Source organism: Streptomyces sp. NPDC048584, assembly GCF_043199595.1.
In the GTDB taxonomy this organism is placed as follows: domain Bacteria; phylum Actinomycetota; class Actinomycetes; order Streptomycetales; family Streptomycetaceae; genus Streptomyces; species Streptomyces edwardsiae.
This window is the reverse complement of the sequence record NZ_JBICWF010000007.1, coordinates 258,046-273,619: the sequence shown is the minus strand read 5'-3', so window position 1 is coordinate 273,619 and position 15,574 is coordinate 258,046. Positions and strand designations below refer to the sequence as shown.

Below are 15,574 nucleotides of genomic sequence, written 5' to 3'. Positions count from 1 at the left end.
GTTCCTCACACCAGTCCCTCGGCGATCGCCGCGTCGACGCCGGGCCTCTCGCCCAGGTAGCTCGCTTCCAGCAACTCGGCATCGCGCCGGAGTTCGCTGGCTCCGCCTTCGGCGACCACCGTCCCGTGGGCCATCACGTATCCACGGTCGGCGACCGTCAGAGCGGCGAGGATGTGCTGCTCGACCAGGAGTACGCCCATCCCCCGCTCGTCGGCGATGTTCCGGATGATCGGGAGAAGGCGCTCGACGATGATCGGGGCGAGACCCAGACTCATCTCGTCCAGGAGAATCACCCGCGGGTCCGCTACCAGGGCGCCGGCGAGAGCCAGCATCTGCTGCTCGCCACCGGAGAGCAGGCCGGCGCGCCTTCCCATCAGGTCCGCGAGCACGGGGAAGTGGCTCAGGACGTCCTCGATGGACACGCTCGAGCGGCGATGCCGTCGCAGGCGGAGATTCTCCGCCACCGTGAGCCGGTAGAAGAGTCCGCGCCCCTCGGGTACGAGGGCGAGTCCTCGGCGGGCCACGATGTGCGCGGCCGCGGGGGCTGGTCTGCCGCCGACGTGAACCGAGCCGCCCAGCCGCGGCAGCGCCCCGGCGATGGTCAGCAGGCTGGTCGTCTTGCCGGCTCCGTTGGCCCCGAGGAGGCACACGACCTCTCCCGCGGCGACGGTCAGGTCGAGATCACGGACGACGGGCAGCTTCCCGTAGCCACAGGTGAGACCCCGCGTTTCGATGAGCACGGTCATGACCCCACCTCTTCCTTCCCCACGGGTGCGTCGTCCGACGCGTCCACCTCGTCCGTGGTCTCGAACGACTGGTTGCCCAGGTAGGACTTGAGGACGCGTGGATCGGTGCGTACCGCTTCAGGGGTTCCCTGCGCGATCTGTTTGCCGAACTCGATGACATAGACGCGGTCGCAGACGCTCATCACCAAGTGCATGTCGTGGTCGATGAGCAGGCAGCCGACACCGGTGCCCGCGATCCGGCGCAGTTGGTCCCCGAAGGCGAGGCTCTCCCCGCTGTCCAGTCCGGCGGCCGGTTCGTCCAGCAGCAGCACCTGGGGCTCCATGGCCAGTGCCCGGGCCATGCCGACCGCCTTCTGCCTCCCGAGGGGAAGCTCCGCGGGCTTGCGGCCCGCGACATCGGTCAGCGACATGAGCGTCAGTGCCCGTTCCACCGCGGCGGACGCCGGGGTGGTGGGCTTCACGGTGTCCCGCAGCATGCCGAGGACTTCGTTGCCCGCCTCGTTGGCGACCCGCACGTTGTCGGCGACCGTGAGGTCCTCGAAGAGCTCACCGGCCTGCCAGGTCCTGATCAGGCCACGTCGCGCGCGTTCGTGCGCCGGCAGCTGGTCGAGACGGTCACTCGCGAGGGCCACCTGTCCGGAGCTGCTGGTGAACCCCGTCAGGGCGTCCACGAAGCTCGTCTTGCCCGCGCCGTTGGGGCCGATGAGACCGACGATCTCACCGGCGCGCACCTCGACGTCGACGTTCGACACGGCCTCCACACCGCCGTACCTGACCGTGACGGCACGAGCGGACAGCGCCACGTCTCCGATCTTGCGGGATGTCTCCGCGGGTGCGGGGCCGCTGCCGGTCGCACCGGCCTGGGCCGCCGAGCGTGTCGGCGACTTGCGAGGTACCAGGCGCGCACGTGCCTTCTCGTAGTCCGCCCGGGTCTTGCCGGCGATCCCTGCCGGGTTGAAGAGGACCGTGAGGATGAGCGAGATGCCCGTGATCAGCATGTAGTAGCTGCCGAGGTGGAGATTGCGGTCCACGACGACGTAGACGAAGCCGAGGGTCGCCGACACACCGGCGAGGGCGGCGCCACTGACGCTCGTGATTCCGGACAGGTATGCCGCCGCGAGGAAGGCGAGCCCGACGAACACCCCGAAGGACTCCGCGGACAGCTGGCCCCGGCTGTAGCCGATGAGGCCGCCGCCGAGGCCCGCCAGGAAGGAGGACACCCCGAACGTCGCGAGCTTGACCCGCGGAACGTTGATCCCGATGGCGGCTGCGGCGCGTTCGTTCGACCGGATCGCCAGCATGGTCCGGCCGGTGCCGGCCCGCATCAGGTTTCCCACGCAGACGGACGCCACCACCACGATGACGAGGACCATGATCCCGAAGGGCAGCCGTGCGATGTCCTGGCCACCGCGCACCGAGAGATTCCATCCGAACAGGACCGGGTCGGGAATGAGGTTCGCCGTCGCCGAGACGAGCTTCGGGTTGGCCAGGACGAAGTCCTGGAGCGTGAGCGCAGCCGCCAGTGTCACCACGGCGAGCTGAGCGCCGCGGATGCGCAACGCCGGGATGCCGACGAGGACTCCCCCGACAGCCGCGAGAACCGCCGCGAGGAGCAGGGAGAGGGGGAACGGCACCGAGTCACCGAGCTTGGACAGGACGATGCCGGCGACTCCCGCGAACGCCGCCTGCGCCAGGGAGATCTGACCGAGCATTCCGGTCAGCAGCACCAGGGACAGGGCGATCAGCGACACCGCCAGGCTGGTGATGACGCCGAACCGGTAGGTACCGGAGGTCAGGACGAGCGCGACGAGGCCGAGGGCCGAGAGAGCCACCACCATGTGCGGACGGTTCCGCGGGATCAGCACGGCCGGAAGCGAGGACCGCACGTCGTCGCCGCGGGTGGGGATGGCACGGCCCAGCACGAAGAGCGCCACGACGATCACCACGAAGGGCACCACGTTGGTGAGACCTTGCTTGGCCCACTCCGGCCACCAGTCCTTGGTCTGGGAAAGGTACTGGAGCGTGGACTGGACCACGCCGAGCACCAGGGCGCCGACGAGGCCGACGGTGAGCGAGCTCAGCCGGGCCACGAGCGCACCCGCCAGCGCGGGGACCACCAGGAGCGGCATGGTCGAGGGCGACAGGGTGCCGGTGGCCGGTCCGGCCAGCACCAGGATCAGGGCGGTGAACATGGAGGAGACGGTCCAGGTGACCAGACCGGTCACGGTGGGCGACAGCCGGGCGAACCCGGCCGCCCTCTCGTTCTCGGCGGAAGCCTGGATGGCCAGGCCCATCCGGGACTTCCTGAACCACAGCGCGAGCCCGACCGACAGCACGAGGGAGATGCCGATCAGCCAGAGCCGGTCCATGGCGACGTTGACCCCGGACACCTCCACCACGCCCTGGGGCAGGGTCACCGACCGCAGCAGCGGCACGGTGCCGTACTTGAGCCCTACGGCGGCCTGGAGCGTCAGCAGGATTCCGACGGCGGCGACCACCTTCGCCAGGGGTGGTGCCTTGCGCAGGGGCCGCGAGACCGCCAGCTCGGTCAAGGCGCCGAGCAGTCCGGCGACCACCACCGCGATCGCCACGGCAAGCCAGGTCGGTGCGTCTCCGACATCGAACGAAGGAAGCCACGGCACCGGCAGTGTCAGTTTTCCCTGTCGCAGCTCCTCGTAGACGTACATGGGTACCGCGGCCGTCGCTGCGGCCGCGAAGTTGATCATGCCCGTGCCCTGGTAGGTCAGTACGACCCCGAGGGTCAGAGCGGCATACACCGCTCCGACACCCAGGCCGAGCACGACGAAGAGGAGGATTTCGCTCACTACGCAGCTCTCGCCTTCTCGCTCGAAGTGGCCCGTCCTGCTACGGCAGGACCGCGGCGATGTCGACCGGCTGGTCGGGCAGCGGCGCCAGCGTGCCCCCCTCGCCCGGGGTGGCGTAGACGTTCCCGGAGCCACAGGCGGTCGTACCGGGCCAGGTCGGCTCGGAGCAGTCCCACCCTGTGGAGCGGAAGGGCTGGCGCTCGCCCTTCCACGTCCTCACCCCGGTGTGCACGGCCTCGGCCGTCAGCGGATCGTTCGTGGTGCCCACGTCCCGGAGCAGCTGGGCGGCCATGAGCGCGGTGTAGAAGCCGGTCTGGCGCTGGGTGACGCTGCCGTCCTCCGGCATCTTCGAGGTGTACGCGTTGAAGGCGTCGAGGTCCTTCTTCACCTCAGCCGGGGGGTCGGTGAACTCGGGAAGGTAGTACGGGGCGCTGAACAGGACCTTCTCGCGCACGCTCTCGTCGAGCTGCGGGACGATCTCGATGTTCGCCCCGGCGGAGATGTAGCCGGCGAAGCCCGCCGACCGGAACGCCGGCACGGCCGCCAGACTGTCAGCCGCGACATAGGTGCTGATGGCGTCCGGTCCCCAGGCGAGGACCGTCGCCGACTGAACCGTCCAGTCGGACTGAGCCGGGACGTAGAAGACCTTCGTCGTGAGCTCGACCCGGGCTGCGGCGGGCTCGATGACCTTGCGGTAGGTCTCGTGGCTCGCGGGGTTGTCCACCATGACGACGGCGACCTTCGAGGCCTTGAGATTCCGCAGCTGGATGAGGTTGGCCGCGTAGCCTTCCTCGGACGATCCCTGCATGAAGTAGGCGTCACCTGTCGCAGCGTTCACGCCCGGGGTCAGGGGGAAGTTTCCGAACTCCGTGAGGCCGGCGGATTTCAGTACGGGAAGCATGGCGTCCGCGCCGAAGTCGGCGCCTTGCACGGCCAGCACCGCCTTCTGCTCGACGAATTGGTTGGCACAGTTCACCGAGGCTTCGGGGGTTCCGTCGGTCTTGCAGTTGATGGACTTGAGCGGGTGGCCGTTGATGCCGCCCAGACGCTCGTTGATGTACTCCAGGCCGGCGTCGAAACCGTGCCGGACGTCGGCCAGTGAAATGGCGCCGCCCTCAAGGTTGTGAAAGCCGACCGTCACCGGGGCCTTGGCGTCGTCCGCCGCCGTGCCTCGTGGCAATGCCGCCGTCCCGGACTGCGAGGCGGAAGCACTCGAATTGTCGTCGGAGCCGCTGCTCCCACAAGCAGTACTCACAGCGAGCAGGGTTGCGAGAGCCACTCCCCCCGCGATCTTGGATGTTCTCACTGTGTCACCTCTCGATCGAGCCGGCGGTCTCGCCGCCTGCTCCAGCTCTGCGTGCGATGGGGCATCACCCGCCGGGTGGAGCGGCACGATACATGAGATATCGTACGTCGCAATAGACATGAGCGGAGGAATCATGAAGACGCTTCGTGTAGCTCCCGACGGTCGGGGAAATCCCCGACTCGAGTCCTTGCCCCTGCCGTTCGTCACACCGGGACCGACAGCCACTTCTCAAGATCAAAAGATGGCTCCCGATCCCGGCAGCATGTCCGCCGTGCGGCACATGCGCTCGGCACACATCCCCGCCGGACCGCTGGAGACGGTCGCCGGCGGCAGTGCGCGCCGGCTGTTCCTCGTGGTCTCGGGAACGATCCAGGTGACCGTACCCGACATGCGGGCCAGGCTCGGCCCAGGTGATGTCCTGTTCCTGGACGCCTCCGGGAGCCCCGACGCCCCCGTGCACATCCGGGCGGCGACTCCCTGCTCCTACCTGGAAGTCGAGGTCGAAGCGGCCTGGCTCCCCAGGGGCACGGTGCCCCCGTCCATGGATGAGGGCCGACGGACGGCGTACGCCCCGCCCCGCCTGCTCCGCATGTTCTCCGACGGCGAGGTCGCCCACCTGTCGCCCTTCGACGACCTCTTCGCGGCACCACCTCGGCAGACCCAGGCGGTCGGGGCGCTGAGCTTCGTGTGCCTGTCGCCGTCCATGCGCTCCGACTGGCACACCGAGCCCGGAACGAGCCTGCTCATCGTGCTCACCGGCGGGTTCGAGGTCGAGGTCGGCGGATTCGGCGGCCGGCGGACGCTCAGGGCGGGCGACGTCTGCCTCGTCGAGGACTTCGAGGGCCAGGGGCACAGGAGCTCCTCCGACGGGGAGACGCGCTTCGCGGTCCTGGCCCTGCCGGATGACCACCTATGGGCCCGGGGCGGCGACCATGCCGAGGGGGCCGCGTCATGACCGACCGCATCGACCTCTTCGAGGCCCTGGAAACGTGCCGATCGATCCGGCGGCTGCGCCCCGACCCGCTGCCCGACGAACTCCTGGAGAAGCTGGTCCACTACGCGACGCGTGCGCCGAGCGCGGGCAACAGCCAGCTGTGGAAGTTCCTGGTGGTGACCGCGCCGGAGGACCGCCGCTGGTTCCGGGACATGCTCGTCGAGGCAGTCGGCCACCGGTATCCCGAACCGTCGTCCGCCGACACCTCGGCGGCCGCCACGGCGCAGCGCCGGTACCGGGAGTTCATCTTCGCCTTCGACCGGATCCCGGTACTGGTCATGCCGCTCATCGAGAACGCGTTCCCCAGCCGCGACAACCCCGACGTCCGCTTCGCGTGGTCGTCGATCTACGCGGCGACGCAGAACCTGCTCCTCGCGGCCCGCGGTCTCGGCATCGGAGCGGCCATGACCACGAACCACCTCGAGGACGAGCCCGCGGTCCGCGAGCACTTCGCCATCCCGCCGACGTTCGAGATCGGCGCGACCATCCCGCTGGGCCTCCCCATCGGCCGCTACGGCCCGCTGACCCGCAACCCCGTGGTCCCCACGCTCTACCGAGGACGCTTCGGAGCGGCCTGGACACCATGACGCCCGCCGGGTGCGTCGCACCGAGACGCACCGACCTGAGATACCGTATCTGATATAGACATCCATGGATGGGCGCCATAAGGTGCCCATCCATGGAACTGGTAACGGAACCGCGACTTCGCGAGATCATCGAGCAGATCACGCCTCACCTGGCCGACAGCCAGGCTCCCTCGGTGAGGCATCCGCCGACCGATCCCGTGGCACGGGACGCGTGGTTCGCCGAGGTCGTACACGAGCGGGCCAGGCAACAGGCACGGATGACGGACAGCATGGGCGCCGAGCCGGCTGTCGACGGTGTCGATGTGACCGAGGTCCGCATTCCTGTCACCGGGAACTGCGGATGGGCCGGTTGCGCCGCGTGCACGGCCGGTTCGATCAACGCCATCGTGTACCGGCCGGTCGGCGTCAGCACGTCTCCCGCTTACCTGCACTTCCACGGTGGAGGGTTCTGGCTCGGCGGTGGGCTCGGCGTCCTGCGGGCCGGCGCCGCGGTGCACGCCGCGCGCGCCCGTGACCTCGGGATCGTCGTCGTCGACGTCGACTACCGGATGGCACCGGACCACAAGTTCCCCCTCCCGGTCGAGGACTGCTACACGGCACTGACCTGGGTCGCTTCCAACGCGGGGCGGTTGGGCGTCGATCCGGCCGGACTCGCGGTGGGCGGCGGCAGCGCGGGCGGCGCCCTGACCGCCGGGGTGACGCTGATGAGCCGCGACCGCGGTGGCCCCGCCCTCTCCGCCCAGGTGCTCAACATCCCGGCCACCGACAGCGGTTGCAACACCGCCTCGATGCGCCTCTTCGCCGAGGGCTACGTCATGACCCGCCAGAACGCCCTGGAGATGTGGGACATGTACCTCGCCTCTCCGGCTGACGCATACGACCCCTACGCCTCGCCCATGCACGCCTCCAACCTCCGCGGGCTGCCCCCCGCTCTCGTCGTCCTCGGCGACTACGACGTCCTGCGCGACGAGGGCGCCGCGTACGCCCGGCGACTCGTCGACGACGGCGTCACCGTGACGATGCGGCGCCTTCCCCAGGCTCATGGAGCCGCCCTGCCCGAGAACGGGCCCGAGACCGAGCGGCTCATCGACGAAGTCCTCCGCGTGAACCTGCTCCGGAACTGAGACCCGGCGGGTGCGGACGAGGCGCCGGCGACCCCCGAGACCGCTGGCGGGCGCAGGCCGGGATGCTGCCGGCGGGCCCACAGGGCGAGGGCCGAGCACACGTGGCGACACCCTCTCGCCAGGTCTTCGCGGCGCCCTCGCCGGCGTCGTCGCTCATACGACCCTGACCACGTACTTGCCCCGGACACCGCCGGACTCCAACGCCCGGTGCGCCGCGGCGGTCTCCTCCAGGGGGAAGACGGTGTCCACCGCGGGGCTCAGCTTGCCCTCGGCCACGTGGCGGGCGAGATCGTCGAACTGCGCCTGCTTGAAGTCACCGCTGAAGGCGCGCACCCGGCCACGACCGTGGACCACGCTGGCCGCGAGGTAGCCGAGCGACGCGGCGGGCCGTTCCAGGTCGACGGCGATGGTGACCATGCGTCCACCGGGGTTCAGCAGACGCCGGAAGGCACGCAAGTCGCTCCCCACGGTGTCCAGGACCACGTCGAAGCGGCCCAGTTCGGCCGTCCGTACGGTCCGGTGGTCGACGGCCTCGTGCGCGCCGAGCCCGCGGACGAAGTCGAGGTTGGCCGCGCGGGCGAGGGCCGTGACCTCGGCGCCGTACGCCCGTCCGAGCTGGACGGCGGCGCTGCCGACACCGCCCGCCGCGCCCCGGACGAGGATGCGTTCGCCGGGACGCAGCCCGGCTCTGTCCCGCAGCGCGGTGATGGCCGTCGCGGCCACCGGAAGGGCTGCGGCCTCGACCGGCTCAAGACCGTCGGGGAGCAGGCCGACCCGTTCGGCGGGCACGGTCACGTACTCGGCGGCGCTGCCGAATCCGGAGGTGCGCCCCAGCACCCCCCATACGAGGTCGCCCTCCGCAGGCCGTGTGACTCCGGCACCCGAGGCGGCGACCTCGCCGGCGAAGTCCAAGCCGACGCGCTTGGGGAACTTCCGGCCGGTCAGGAGGCGGAGACGGCCGGCACGGGCTGCCAGCTCTCCACCGTTGACGCTGAACGCGTGCACCTTCACCAACACCTCGCCGGGGGCCGGCTCGGGGCGTGGCACGCGGCTGAGGTACAGCACTTCCGGGCCGCCGTAGCGGTCGTACAGCACTGCCTTCATCATGCGGTCGTTCATGGTCTGCCTTTGCCGCCGGGGGGACGTACGGGAGTACGGCACCGACCGTAGACTCTTAAGCGGACGCAATCGTCCGCTTGGAGCGGAAGCGAGAGACAGTGATGGCGGAATCCTCTCGGATCACAGCCCGGGGCACGGTGCGGGCGGACGCCCGGCGCAACAGGGAGCGCGTCCTCGCCGCCGCCCGTGCGGTCTTCGCGGAGCACGGGATCGACGCCCCGATGGCGACCGTGGCCCGTCGGGCGGGGGTCGGTGTGGCGACGCTGTACCGGCATTTCCCCACCCGGGACGCTCTGGTGCGGAACGCGTTCGCCCGGCAGATGGAGACCTGTGCGCAGGCGCTCAGCGAGGCTCTGGCCGCCACTGACCCGTGGCAGGGTTTCCAGCAGATGGTCGAGACGATCTGTGCTCTGCAACGGGAGGAACGAGGGTTCTCGGCCGCGTTCGCCGCGGCCTTCCCCGAAAGCAGGTCGGACCACGCGCAGTCCCGGCACCAGGCCGAGCGCGACTTCGCGACTCTGGTACGCAGGGCCCAGGCCTCGGGCGGGCTGCGGGCCGATTTCCGTCCTTCCGATCTTCTCGTACTCCTGTTGGCACATTGCGGTTTGGTGAGCGCCCTACCGGGGGACGCTGCGGCGTCCAGGCGCCTGGTGGCCTATCTGCTCCAGTCGTTCCGCGCCGGTACGGCCGACGACCCGCTGCCTCCGCCGACTTCGCTGACACTGCACAGTCTCCCCTTGGCCCTTGACGGTTCCCGGGGGCGGTGACCTTCCGAAGCCGATCCGGAACGGCCCCCGCCGCAGGGCTCGTCATGGACTCCGAGGTGCCGTACGGAGCCCTTCGAGGGTGATGGCGAGGTAGCGGCGGGCGGCGGCCGAGCGGTCTTCCGCGCTGGTGGGCGAGTGGACCGTCGCTGCGTGGACCACGCCGCACATGAGCGGCAGCAGGTCGGCCTCTGTCACGCTGGGGTCGGCCGATCCTGCGGCGTGCGCGTCATGGAGGAGCTGGGCGAAAACCTCGTTCAGCCGTTGCTTGAGCACGGTGATGTGAGACAGCGCGTCGACCGGCGCGGCGAACACCGGGGAGAGTGATGCGTCGGCCACCACGGCGGCGGTGCCGGCGTGCAGGTAGTCGGACAGCGCTGTCCACGGGTCGTCGCCGCGCAGGGCCCGTTCGGCGTGTGCGATCAGCGCCTCGATGCCGGGAGTGGCCACGGTTTCGAGCAGCGCCTCGGGAGTGGGGAAGTGACGGTAGACCGTGGCCACTCCCACCGAGGCGGCCCGCGCCACGTCGTTCAGCTGGATCGGCGTTCCCTCCTCCACCAGCCGGCGCGCCACATCGATGATCTTCTGCCGGTTGCGGGCGGCGTCTTTGCGCAAAGAAGCAGGGGGCACGGGACAAGCCTATCGGATACTTCATCCGCTTGTGTTAACGTGAAACGGATGAAGCATCCGTTTCCTTCGGCGCGATGCCTCATCGCCACGGCGAGTCCGACACCCTCGTCGCGACAGTCGTTCCGCACCCTGCCGCACGGCCTCCCCGATGCCGAGGTGACCGAGCCGCTGTTGAACCCGGGTGCCGCGAGGAGCGCTGAAGAACACGCCCCTGTCGCCCAGGGGCCCTTCACTTCGACGAGAGGAAAAGACGATGACCCCAGAGAGCATCGAGGTGGGCGGCAGGCCGCGCACCTACACCGTGGTCGGGGAGGCGGACGGCAAGCCCTCGCGCGCGCTCGTCCTGATCTTTCACGGCTCCTCCCAGACCGGGCAGACGCACCGGAGGTTCACCGGCACCGCTTACGACAGCCTGGCGAGCACGGGCGAAGCCGTGGTCGTCTACCTCGACGGTCACAAGGGGAATTGGAACGACGCACGCCGCAACAGTTCGTTCCCTGCGCGCACGGACAACATGGACGACATCGGCTTCACCCGGACGGTGGCCGAGAAACTGGCGGCAAGTCACCGGATCGACACGGGCCGCGTCTTCCTCGTCGGCTATTCCAACGGCGGGCAGATGGTGATGCGCCTGATGCACGAGGCACCTGATCTGATCGCCGGAGCCGCGGTGATCGCGGCGACCCTGCCGGCGCCGGAGAACTTCCTGGCGGCGGATGCGTCTCCCGCGCCCATGCCGGTGGCCCTGATCCATGGGACGAAGGACCGCATCGTCCCCTACGCGGGCGGCGAGATGCGCTGGTGGGTGCGGACGCTGTTCAAGGTCGGCGGGCGGAGCCTCTCCGCGCCGCAGACCGCTGCCTACTTCGCAGAACACAACGGCATCACCGAGGAACCGGTCACCAGCCGGCTGCCGCAGCGGACCGGCTCCACCGACGGGACATCCGTAGAGCGCACCAGCTATCAGCAGCAAGGACGGCCACCCGTCGTGCTGTATACGGTGCATGGGGGCGGTCACACCATCCCCGGTTCCGCCAAGGGACCCGCCCTGCTCGGCAGGACCAGCCAGGACGTCGACACCGCGGCACTGCTCGATGAGTTCTTCGGCATACGGAGGTAGCGATCCCCCCGGCCCGGCCGCACCCGCGTCCAGCCCACCTTCGTCACCGCCTCGTCGGGGCCGGGGGCGCGGGATGCGGTGCGTCGGAGCATGTCAGCCGAAGACGTCGCCCGGCACGCCGCTCACGAGCGCCGGCCGCACACCGGGAAGACCTCCCGGCGTTGACAACGCTCGTGATCGATACGCCTAGAGCGACGAGCCGCCATCGGTGCCGATGACCTCGCCGACGATGGCGCTCGCCGCGTCCGAGGCGAGGAAGGCGACCACGTTGGCCGTCTCCTCGTGGAGGAGGTAGCGGCCCAACTGGTTGCGGAGCAGGGAGTAGAACCACATGTCGTTGAAGGCCGGAATCTTCTGCTTCGTGCGCACCATCGACGCGGGATTCACACCGGCCACACGGATGCCGTGATGAATCACCTCGGCGGCGAGGAACTTCGTGAACGATGCCAGCCAGCTCTTGCCCGTGCCGTAGAGAAGGTTCTTCGGCGCACTCGGCATGTTCGCGGACGCGCTGCCGATGTTGATGATGTGGCCGCGGCCTTGCGGGATCATGTAGTCCAGCGCGGCCCTGCTCGCGTACATCGGCCCCGCCATGGTCCCCCGGACGGACCGGTCGAGGTCCTCTCTGGTCGCCGAGCTGAAGTCCACCACTGCGACGTCGACGGCACTGTTCACGAGAACGTCGATCCCGCCCAGCAGGTCGTGGCATTCCGCCATCCACCGTTGGACGTCATCCCAGTCCGTGGCGTCCCCGTAGACCCCGAAGGCCTGAGTCCCCCATTTCTCGGCCACACGGGCTGCCACGCCGTGCGGGTCCGGGCCGGAGTACTGAGGCATACTTCCGGTGGCGTCGGCGGCCTCGGTCCTGATGTCGACCAGAGCGACGTCAGCACCGAGTCCGGCGAACCGGTTGGCACAAGCCTGCCCGAGCCCCGCGCCGCCACCTCCGGTGATGACCACCTTCCGGCCACGCAGGTCGAACAGTTCTGTCAGACGCTTGTCGACCGAGTCGAAGGGCATCCGCTGCTCATCCCACAGGACGTCGAGGCTGTCGCCCGCCTCGACGGCGCGGGAGTAGAGCGTCTTGAAGTAGTCACTGCTCATGGTCTCGTCCCCTTCTCGACAGGAGCGGATTACAGACCCAGTCGGGTGGGCGCTTCGGAGGCGTCGAAAGCCGCGTGGCCGGCGCCATCGACCGCGCCGCGCATCTCGTCCGCCAGGGGCGCCTCCAGTTCGTGCAGCCGCGGGAGCACCTCCTTCGCGAAGAGCCGGAGAGAACGCTCGGCCTGCTCGGCCGGCATCGCCCCGAACCGCACGTTGAGAACGAACTCCTCCGCGCTGGTCCTGCCCTGGATCTCCTTGAGCTTCTCGAACACCTGGTCCGGTGTGCCCCAGGCCTGCGGGCGCGCGCTCTTCTCCGCCAGCGTCTCCTGATCGGTGATCGCGTTGCTGAGCTTGGCGTACTGCTCGTATCCCTTGGTGTTGCGGAACCGCTCCGGGTCGTCGAACTGGTAGTGGAGCCTGCTGCTCTCGCCCGCCTCGAGCGAGTGCACCTTCATGGCCTGCCAGGCTTCCTCCTCCGTCTCGGCACAGGTCATCCGCACCACGACGGTGGGCTGGGTCGGCTCGAGTCCGTTGCCCGCCCGGATACTGTTGAACGCCGCGACGTCGTCCGAGTAGTCGGCCCAACTCTTCTGGTTCGTCATCAGCATCCCCAGTCCGGCGTTGGCGGCGATGGGAAGCGTCTCCGGGCTGGTCCAGGCGATCCGCATACGGTCCATGAGCCGCTGTGGGTTGCGGAACGAGGGACGGATCGTGGTCTCGGGGATCGTGAAGTGCTCGCCCTCGTGCGAGAACCACTCCTGGGACATCGCCTTACGGAGAATCTCCAGGGTCTCGTTGAACCGGCTGCGTGCCTCACTCATGGGCACGCGGAACGCGTCGAACTCCCGGATCGCCGCACCCCGCCCCATGCCGAGCGTCAACTGGCGTCCCTGCAGCAGATTGTCGAGCGCGCTGATCTGGTCGGCGACCACGATCGGGTCGTACCAGGGCAGCACCACGATCATCGTGCCGAAGTCGATGCTGCTGGTCCGGCCGGCCATGAAGGTCAGGTGCTGCAGCGCCCCGCCGGTCATGACGTACGGTGTGAAGTGGTGGTCGATCGCCCAGTACGAGTCGAAGCCGAGCGGCTCCACGAGCTCGGCCAGCGCCAGCTCCTCGTCGTAGATCTGCTGGTCGGTCACCTTCGGCGGGCCGGGCGCCTTCGCAAGAAAACGGTCCCAGTCGAGGTAGTTCTGAAAGTTGAAGTGAACTCCGACCTTCATGGTCTCTCCTCCAGCATCGTCTAGGGCCCCCGTGCCACGAGTCGTGAGCCCGGCGGACGCTCGGCGCCCCGAGTCAAACAGCAGCCCGCACCCGGCTCCACGACTTCGTTCCGGCCCGCAGAACCCGTCGCGACGTGGTCGGTGTTCTGTTCTGCGAGACGCCACGCTGGTCGACGCGATCTGTGGCGACCGAGACTCGTGCGGCAGGTCCGAGGGCGTCGCGCTACACGTCCCGCACCCACCCATGAAGGGCAGATGCTGCAGATGAAGATCGGCGCCCAGCTCGCTGTCACGACCCGTACGATCGACGCCGTCACCCTGGCACAGGAGCTCGAGGCCCGAGGGTTCGAGTCGTACTGGGCCCCCGAGCACACCGTGGTGCCCAAGCATCCGGGCGTCGCCTTCCCCATGACCGGGGGGAAGATCCCCGACGTCTACCACCAGATGGCCGATCCGTTCGTCGTCCTCAGCATGATGGCGGCCGTCACCAGCCGTCTTCGCGTGGCCACCGGCGTCTGCCTGGTGCCGGAGCACCCGCCGCTCACCCTCGCCAAGGCGGTCTCGACCCTGGACGCGTTCAGCGGGGGCCGCTTCATGTTCGGCCTCGGTACCGGATGGCTCCGCGAGGTCACCGAACTCCACAACCCGGCGGCGGCGGCCAAGCCCTGGGGTTACACCATCCAGGCCGTCGCGGCGATGAAGGGGTTGTGGGCCAACGAGTCGGCGAAGTACGACGGGGACCTGGTCGCGTTCCCGGACATGGTCTGCGATCCACGGCCCCGGCAACGCCCGCATCCTCCGGTGATCGTAGGCGCGCAGCCCACGCCGGTCGCCGCGAGGCGCATCGCCGCCTGGGCCGACGGATGGCTCGCCACCGGCGTGACACCGGCACAGGTGGCGGACTTCCGGACGGCACTCGATACCGAATGCGCGCGGATCGGACGAAACCCGGCGGAGGTGTCCATCACGGTCGGCGTACGCGATCCCGGCGAGGACATCCGTGAGGCGTACGCCGCGGCCGGCGCCGAACGGCTGATGGTCCTTCTCTACAACCATCCGGGCACCCGCATCCCCCTGGAGGACTGGGCAGCGGTGGGAGTGGCGACCCTGTCGGCCCCGCCGCCGACCCCGGACGAGACCCTGCGCGCGCTCGACGCGCTCACCACCATGGCGGGCCTGTGAGCACGGGCATCCCTCGGCCGCTGCTCGACGGCCTGAGGTTCGCCGAGAGTCCGCGCTGGCGAGACGGCCGACTCTGGTTCTCCGACATCTTCGCCAACCGGGTGATGACGGTGGACGAGTCGGGCCGAGCGGAGGTGGTCGTCGAGTTCACGCAGGGCGAGCGTCCCAGTGGTCTGGGGTTCCTGCCCGACGGCCGACTGCTGATCGTCAATCTCAGCGCACCGACCATCCTGCGCCTGGAGCCCACGGGCGAGGTCGTCGTGCACGCCGACCTCTCCGAGCTGGCCGTAGGCGGACTCAACGACATGGTCGTCGACGACCAGGCGCGCGCCTACGTCGGCTCGATGGGCACCCACACGAACGCTGAGACGCGCCCCGTCGACGCCGACGGCGTCGTGATCCTCGTCGAGGCGGACGGCCGCGCCCGTGTGGTCGCCGAGCACCTCGACGCCCCCAACGGGCCGGCCCTCCTCGACGGCGGGGGCACCTATGTCGTCGCCGAGTTCCCGGCCCAACGGCTGACCGCGTACGACCGAGGGGCGGACGGCTCGCTCTCCGCACGGCGGACGTGGGCCGACCTCGCCCCGGGCAGCGCTGACGGCATCGCCGCCGACCCGGCGGGAGGGATCTGGTGCGCCTCGCCGTGGACGTTCGAGGTCCGGCGGGTCTTCGAAGGCGGTGCTGTCACCGATGTCGTGGACACCGACGACCGGATGCCCCTGGCCTGCGCCGTCGGCGGTGACGACGGCCGGACCCTCTTCGTCCTCAGCTGTGTCGGCGGCGCCGAAGCCATCGCCACCCGGACCTGCACCTCAGTGATCGAGACGGTCCGCCTCGCCCCCTGACCACG

General features: G+C 69.4%; 14 protein-coding genes. 7 read left to right on the top strand and 7 right to left on the bottom strand.

What is annotated here, in order from left to right:
* Positions 1-5 precede the first annotated feature (5 nt).
* The 3 genes from ACGFR9_RS17955 to ACGFR9_RS17945 are packed head-to-tail and all read right to left on the bottom strand — an operon-like array spanning position 6 to position 4,751.
* On the bottom strand, positions 6-746 hold the full coding sequence (locus ACGFR9_RS17955; protein WP_393209156.1) for an ABC transporter ATP-binding protein: 741 nt from the start codon (positions 744-746) through the stop codon (positions 6-8).
* Positions 743-3,571, bottom strand: a complete 2,829-nt coding sequence (locus tag ACGFR9_RS17950; protein ID WP_393209153.1) for an ATP-binding cassette domain-containing protein — start codon at positions 3,569-3,571, stop codon at positions 743-745. The genes ACGFR9_RS17955 and ACGFR9_RS17950 overlap by 4 nt, the downstream gene beginning before the upstream one ends.
* Positions 3,572-3,611: 40 nt before the next feature.
* Positions 3,612-4,751: an ABC transporter substrate-binding protein gene (locus ACGFR9_RS17945; RefSeq protein WP_393209150.1), complete on the bottom strand. Its 1,140-nt coding sequence runs from the start codon at positions 4,749-4,751 to the stop codon at positions 3,612-3,614.
* A gap of 367 nt (positions 4,752-5,118) precedes the next feature.
* Here ACGFR9_RS17945 and ACGFR9_RS17940 point away from each other — a divergent pair, with 367 nt between their 5' ends.
* The 3 genes from ACGFR9_RS17940 to ACGFR9_RS17930 all read left to right on the top strand — a co-directional run bounded on the left by ACGFR9_RS17940 (position 5,119) and on the right by ACGFR9_RS17930 (position 7,582).
* Positions 5,119-5,832 carry a hypothetical protein gene (locus tag ACGFR9_RS17940; protein WP_393209147.1) on the top strand — a complete coding sequence of 238 codons (714 nt, stop codon included), beginning with the start codon at positions 5,119-5,121 and terminating at the stop codon, positions 5,830-5,832.
* Complete coding sequence (locus ACGFR9_RS17935) at positions 5,829-6,458, top strand: nitroreductase family protein (RefSeq protein WP_393209144.1); 630 nt, start codon at positions 5,829-5,831, stop codon at positions 6,456-6,458. Before ACGFR9_RS17940 ends, ACGFR9_RS17935 begins: the two co-directional genes overlap by 4 nt.
* Positions 6,459-6,550: 92 nt before the next feature.
* Positions 6,551-7,582, top strand: a complete 1,032-nt coding sequence (locus tag ACGFR9_RS17930; RefSeq protein WP_393209141.1) for an alpha/beta hydrolase — start codon at positions 6,551-6,553, stop codon at positions 7,580-7,582.
* 153 nt (positions 7,583-7,735) lie between these two features.
* On the opposite strand, the gene ACGFR9_RS17925 is transcribed toward ACGFR9_RS17930, so the two are convergent.
* Positions 7,736-8,701, bottom strand: coding sequence for an NAD(P)-dependent alcohol dehydrogenase (locus ACGFR9_RS17925; RefSeq protein ID WP_393209138.1), 966 nt, complete (start codon positions 8,699-8,701; stop codon positions 7,736-7,738).
* 101 nt (positions 8,702-8,802) lie between these two features.
* Between ACGFR9_RS17925 and ACGFR9_RS17920 the strand changes: the two genes are divergently transcribed.
* Positions 8,803-9,468, top strand: a complete 666-nt coding sequence (locus ACGFR9_RS17920) for a TetR/AcrR family transcriptional regulator (protein WP_393209135.1) — start codon at positions 8,803-8,805, stop codon at positions 9,466-9,468.
* Between the two features lie 42 nt (positions 9,469-9,510).
* Here the strand turns inward: ACGFR9_RS17920 and ACGFR9_RS17915 are convergent, their stop codons facing one another.
* Entirely contained in the window at positions 9,511-10,095 is a 585-nt protein-coding gene (locus ACGFR9_RS17915; RefSeq protein ID WP_393209132.1) for a TetR/AcrR family transcriptional regulator, read from the bottom strand.
* Between the two features lie 253 nt (positions 10,096-10,348).
* Between ACGFR9_RS17915 and ACGFR9_RS17910 the strand changes: the two genes are divergently transcribed.
* Positions 10,349-11,215 (top strand): alpha/beta hydrolase family esterase, encoded by an 867-nt coding sequence (locus ACGFR9_RS17910; protein ID WP_393209129.1) that lies wholly within the window; start codon positions 10,349-10,351, stop codon positions 11,213-11,215.
* Between the two features lie 186 nt (positions 11,216-11,401).
* Here ACGFR9_RS17910 and ACGFR9_RS17905 read toward each other — a convergent pair whose 3' ends face one another.
* Together ACGFR9_RS17905 and ACGFR9_RS17900 are read right to left on the bottom strand one after the other, a co-directional pair.
* Positions 11,402-12,319, bottom strand: coding sequence for an SDR family NAD(P)-dependent oxidoreductase (locus tag ACGFR9_RS17905; protein WP_393209126.1), 918 nt, complete (start codon positions 12,317-12,319; stop codon positions 11,402-11,404).
* Between the two features lie 29 nt (positions 12,320-12,348).
* Positions 12,349-13,542, bottom strand: coding sequence for an LLM class flavin-dependent oxidoreductase (locus ACGFR9_RS17900; protein ID WP_393209124.1), 1,194 nt, complete (start codon positions 13,540-13,542; stop codon positions 12,349-12,351).
* Between the two features lie 255 nt (positions 13,543-13,797).
* On the opposite strand from ACGFR9_RS17900, the gene ACGFR9_RS17895 reads away from it, so the two are divergent.
* Together ACGFR9_RS17895 and ACGFR9_RS17890 are read left to right on the top strand one after the other, a co-directional pair.
* Entirely contained in the window at positions 13,798-14,724 is a 927-nt protein-coding gene (locus ACGFR9_RS17895; protein ID WP_393209121.1) for a TIGR03619 family F420-dependent LLM class oxidoreductase, read from the top strand.
* Complete coding sequence (locus ACGFR9_RS17890) at positions 14,721-15,569, top strand: SMP-30/gluconolactonase/LRE family protein (protein ID WP_393209118.1); 849 nt, start codon at positions 14,721-14,723, stop codon at positions 15,567-15,569. Before ACGFR9_RS17895 ends, ACGFR9_RS17890 begins: the two co-directional genes overlap by 4 nt.
* The last annotated feature ends 5 nt before the right edge of the window (positions 15,570-15,574 follow it).

Bases quoted from the DNA above. Each gene is read 5' to 3' on its own strand.
- ACGFR9_RS17955 (WP_393209156.1), bottom strand. From the start codon at position 746: ATGACCGTGCTCATCGAAACGCGGGGTCTCACCTGTGGCTACGGGAAG.
- ACGFR9_RS17940 (WP_393209147.1), top strand. From the start codon at position 5,119: ATGGCTCCCGATCCCGGCAGCATGTCCGCCGTGCGGCACATGCGCTCG.
- ACGFR9_RS17935 (WP_393209144.1), top strand. From the start codon at position 5,829: ATGACCGACCGCATCGACCTCTTCGAGGCCCTGGAAACGTGCCGATCG.
- ACGFR9_RS17930 (WP_393209141.1), top strand. From the start codon at position 6,551: ATGGAACTGGTAACGGAACCGCGACTTCGCGAGATCATCGAGCAGATC.
- ACGFR9_RS17925 (WP_393209138.1), bottom strand. From the start codon at position 8,701: ATGAACGACCGCATGATGAAGGCAGTGCTGTACGACCGCTACGGCGGC.
- ACGFR9_RS17920 (WP_393209135.1), top strand. From the start codon at position 8,803: ATGGCGGAATCCTCTCGGATCACAGCCCGGGGCACGGTGCGGGCGGAC.
- ACGFR9_RS17910 (WP_393209129.1), top strand. From the start codon at position 10,349: ATGACCCCAGAGAGCATCGAGGTGGGCGGCAGGCCGCGCACCTACACC.
- ACGFR9_RS17905 (WP_393209126.1), bottom strand. From the start codon at position 12,319: ATGAGCAGTGACTACTTCAAGACGCTCTACTCCCGCGCCGTCGAGGCG.
- ACGFR9_RS17900 (WP_393209124.1), bottom strand. From the start codon at position 13,542: ATGAAGGTCGGAGTTCACTTCAACTTTCAGAACTACCTCGACTGGGAC.
- ACGFR9_RS17895 (WP_393209121.1), top strand. From the start codon at position 13,798: ATGCTGCAGATGAAGATCGGCGCCCAGCTCGCTGTCACGACCCGTACG.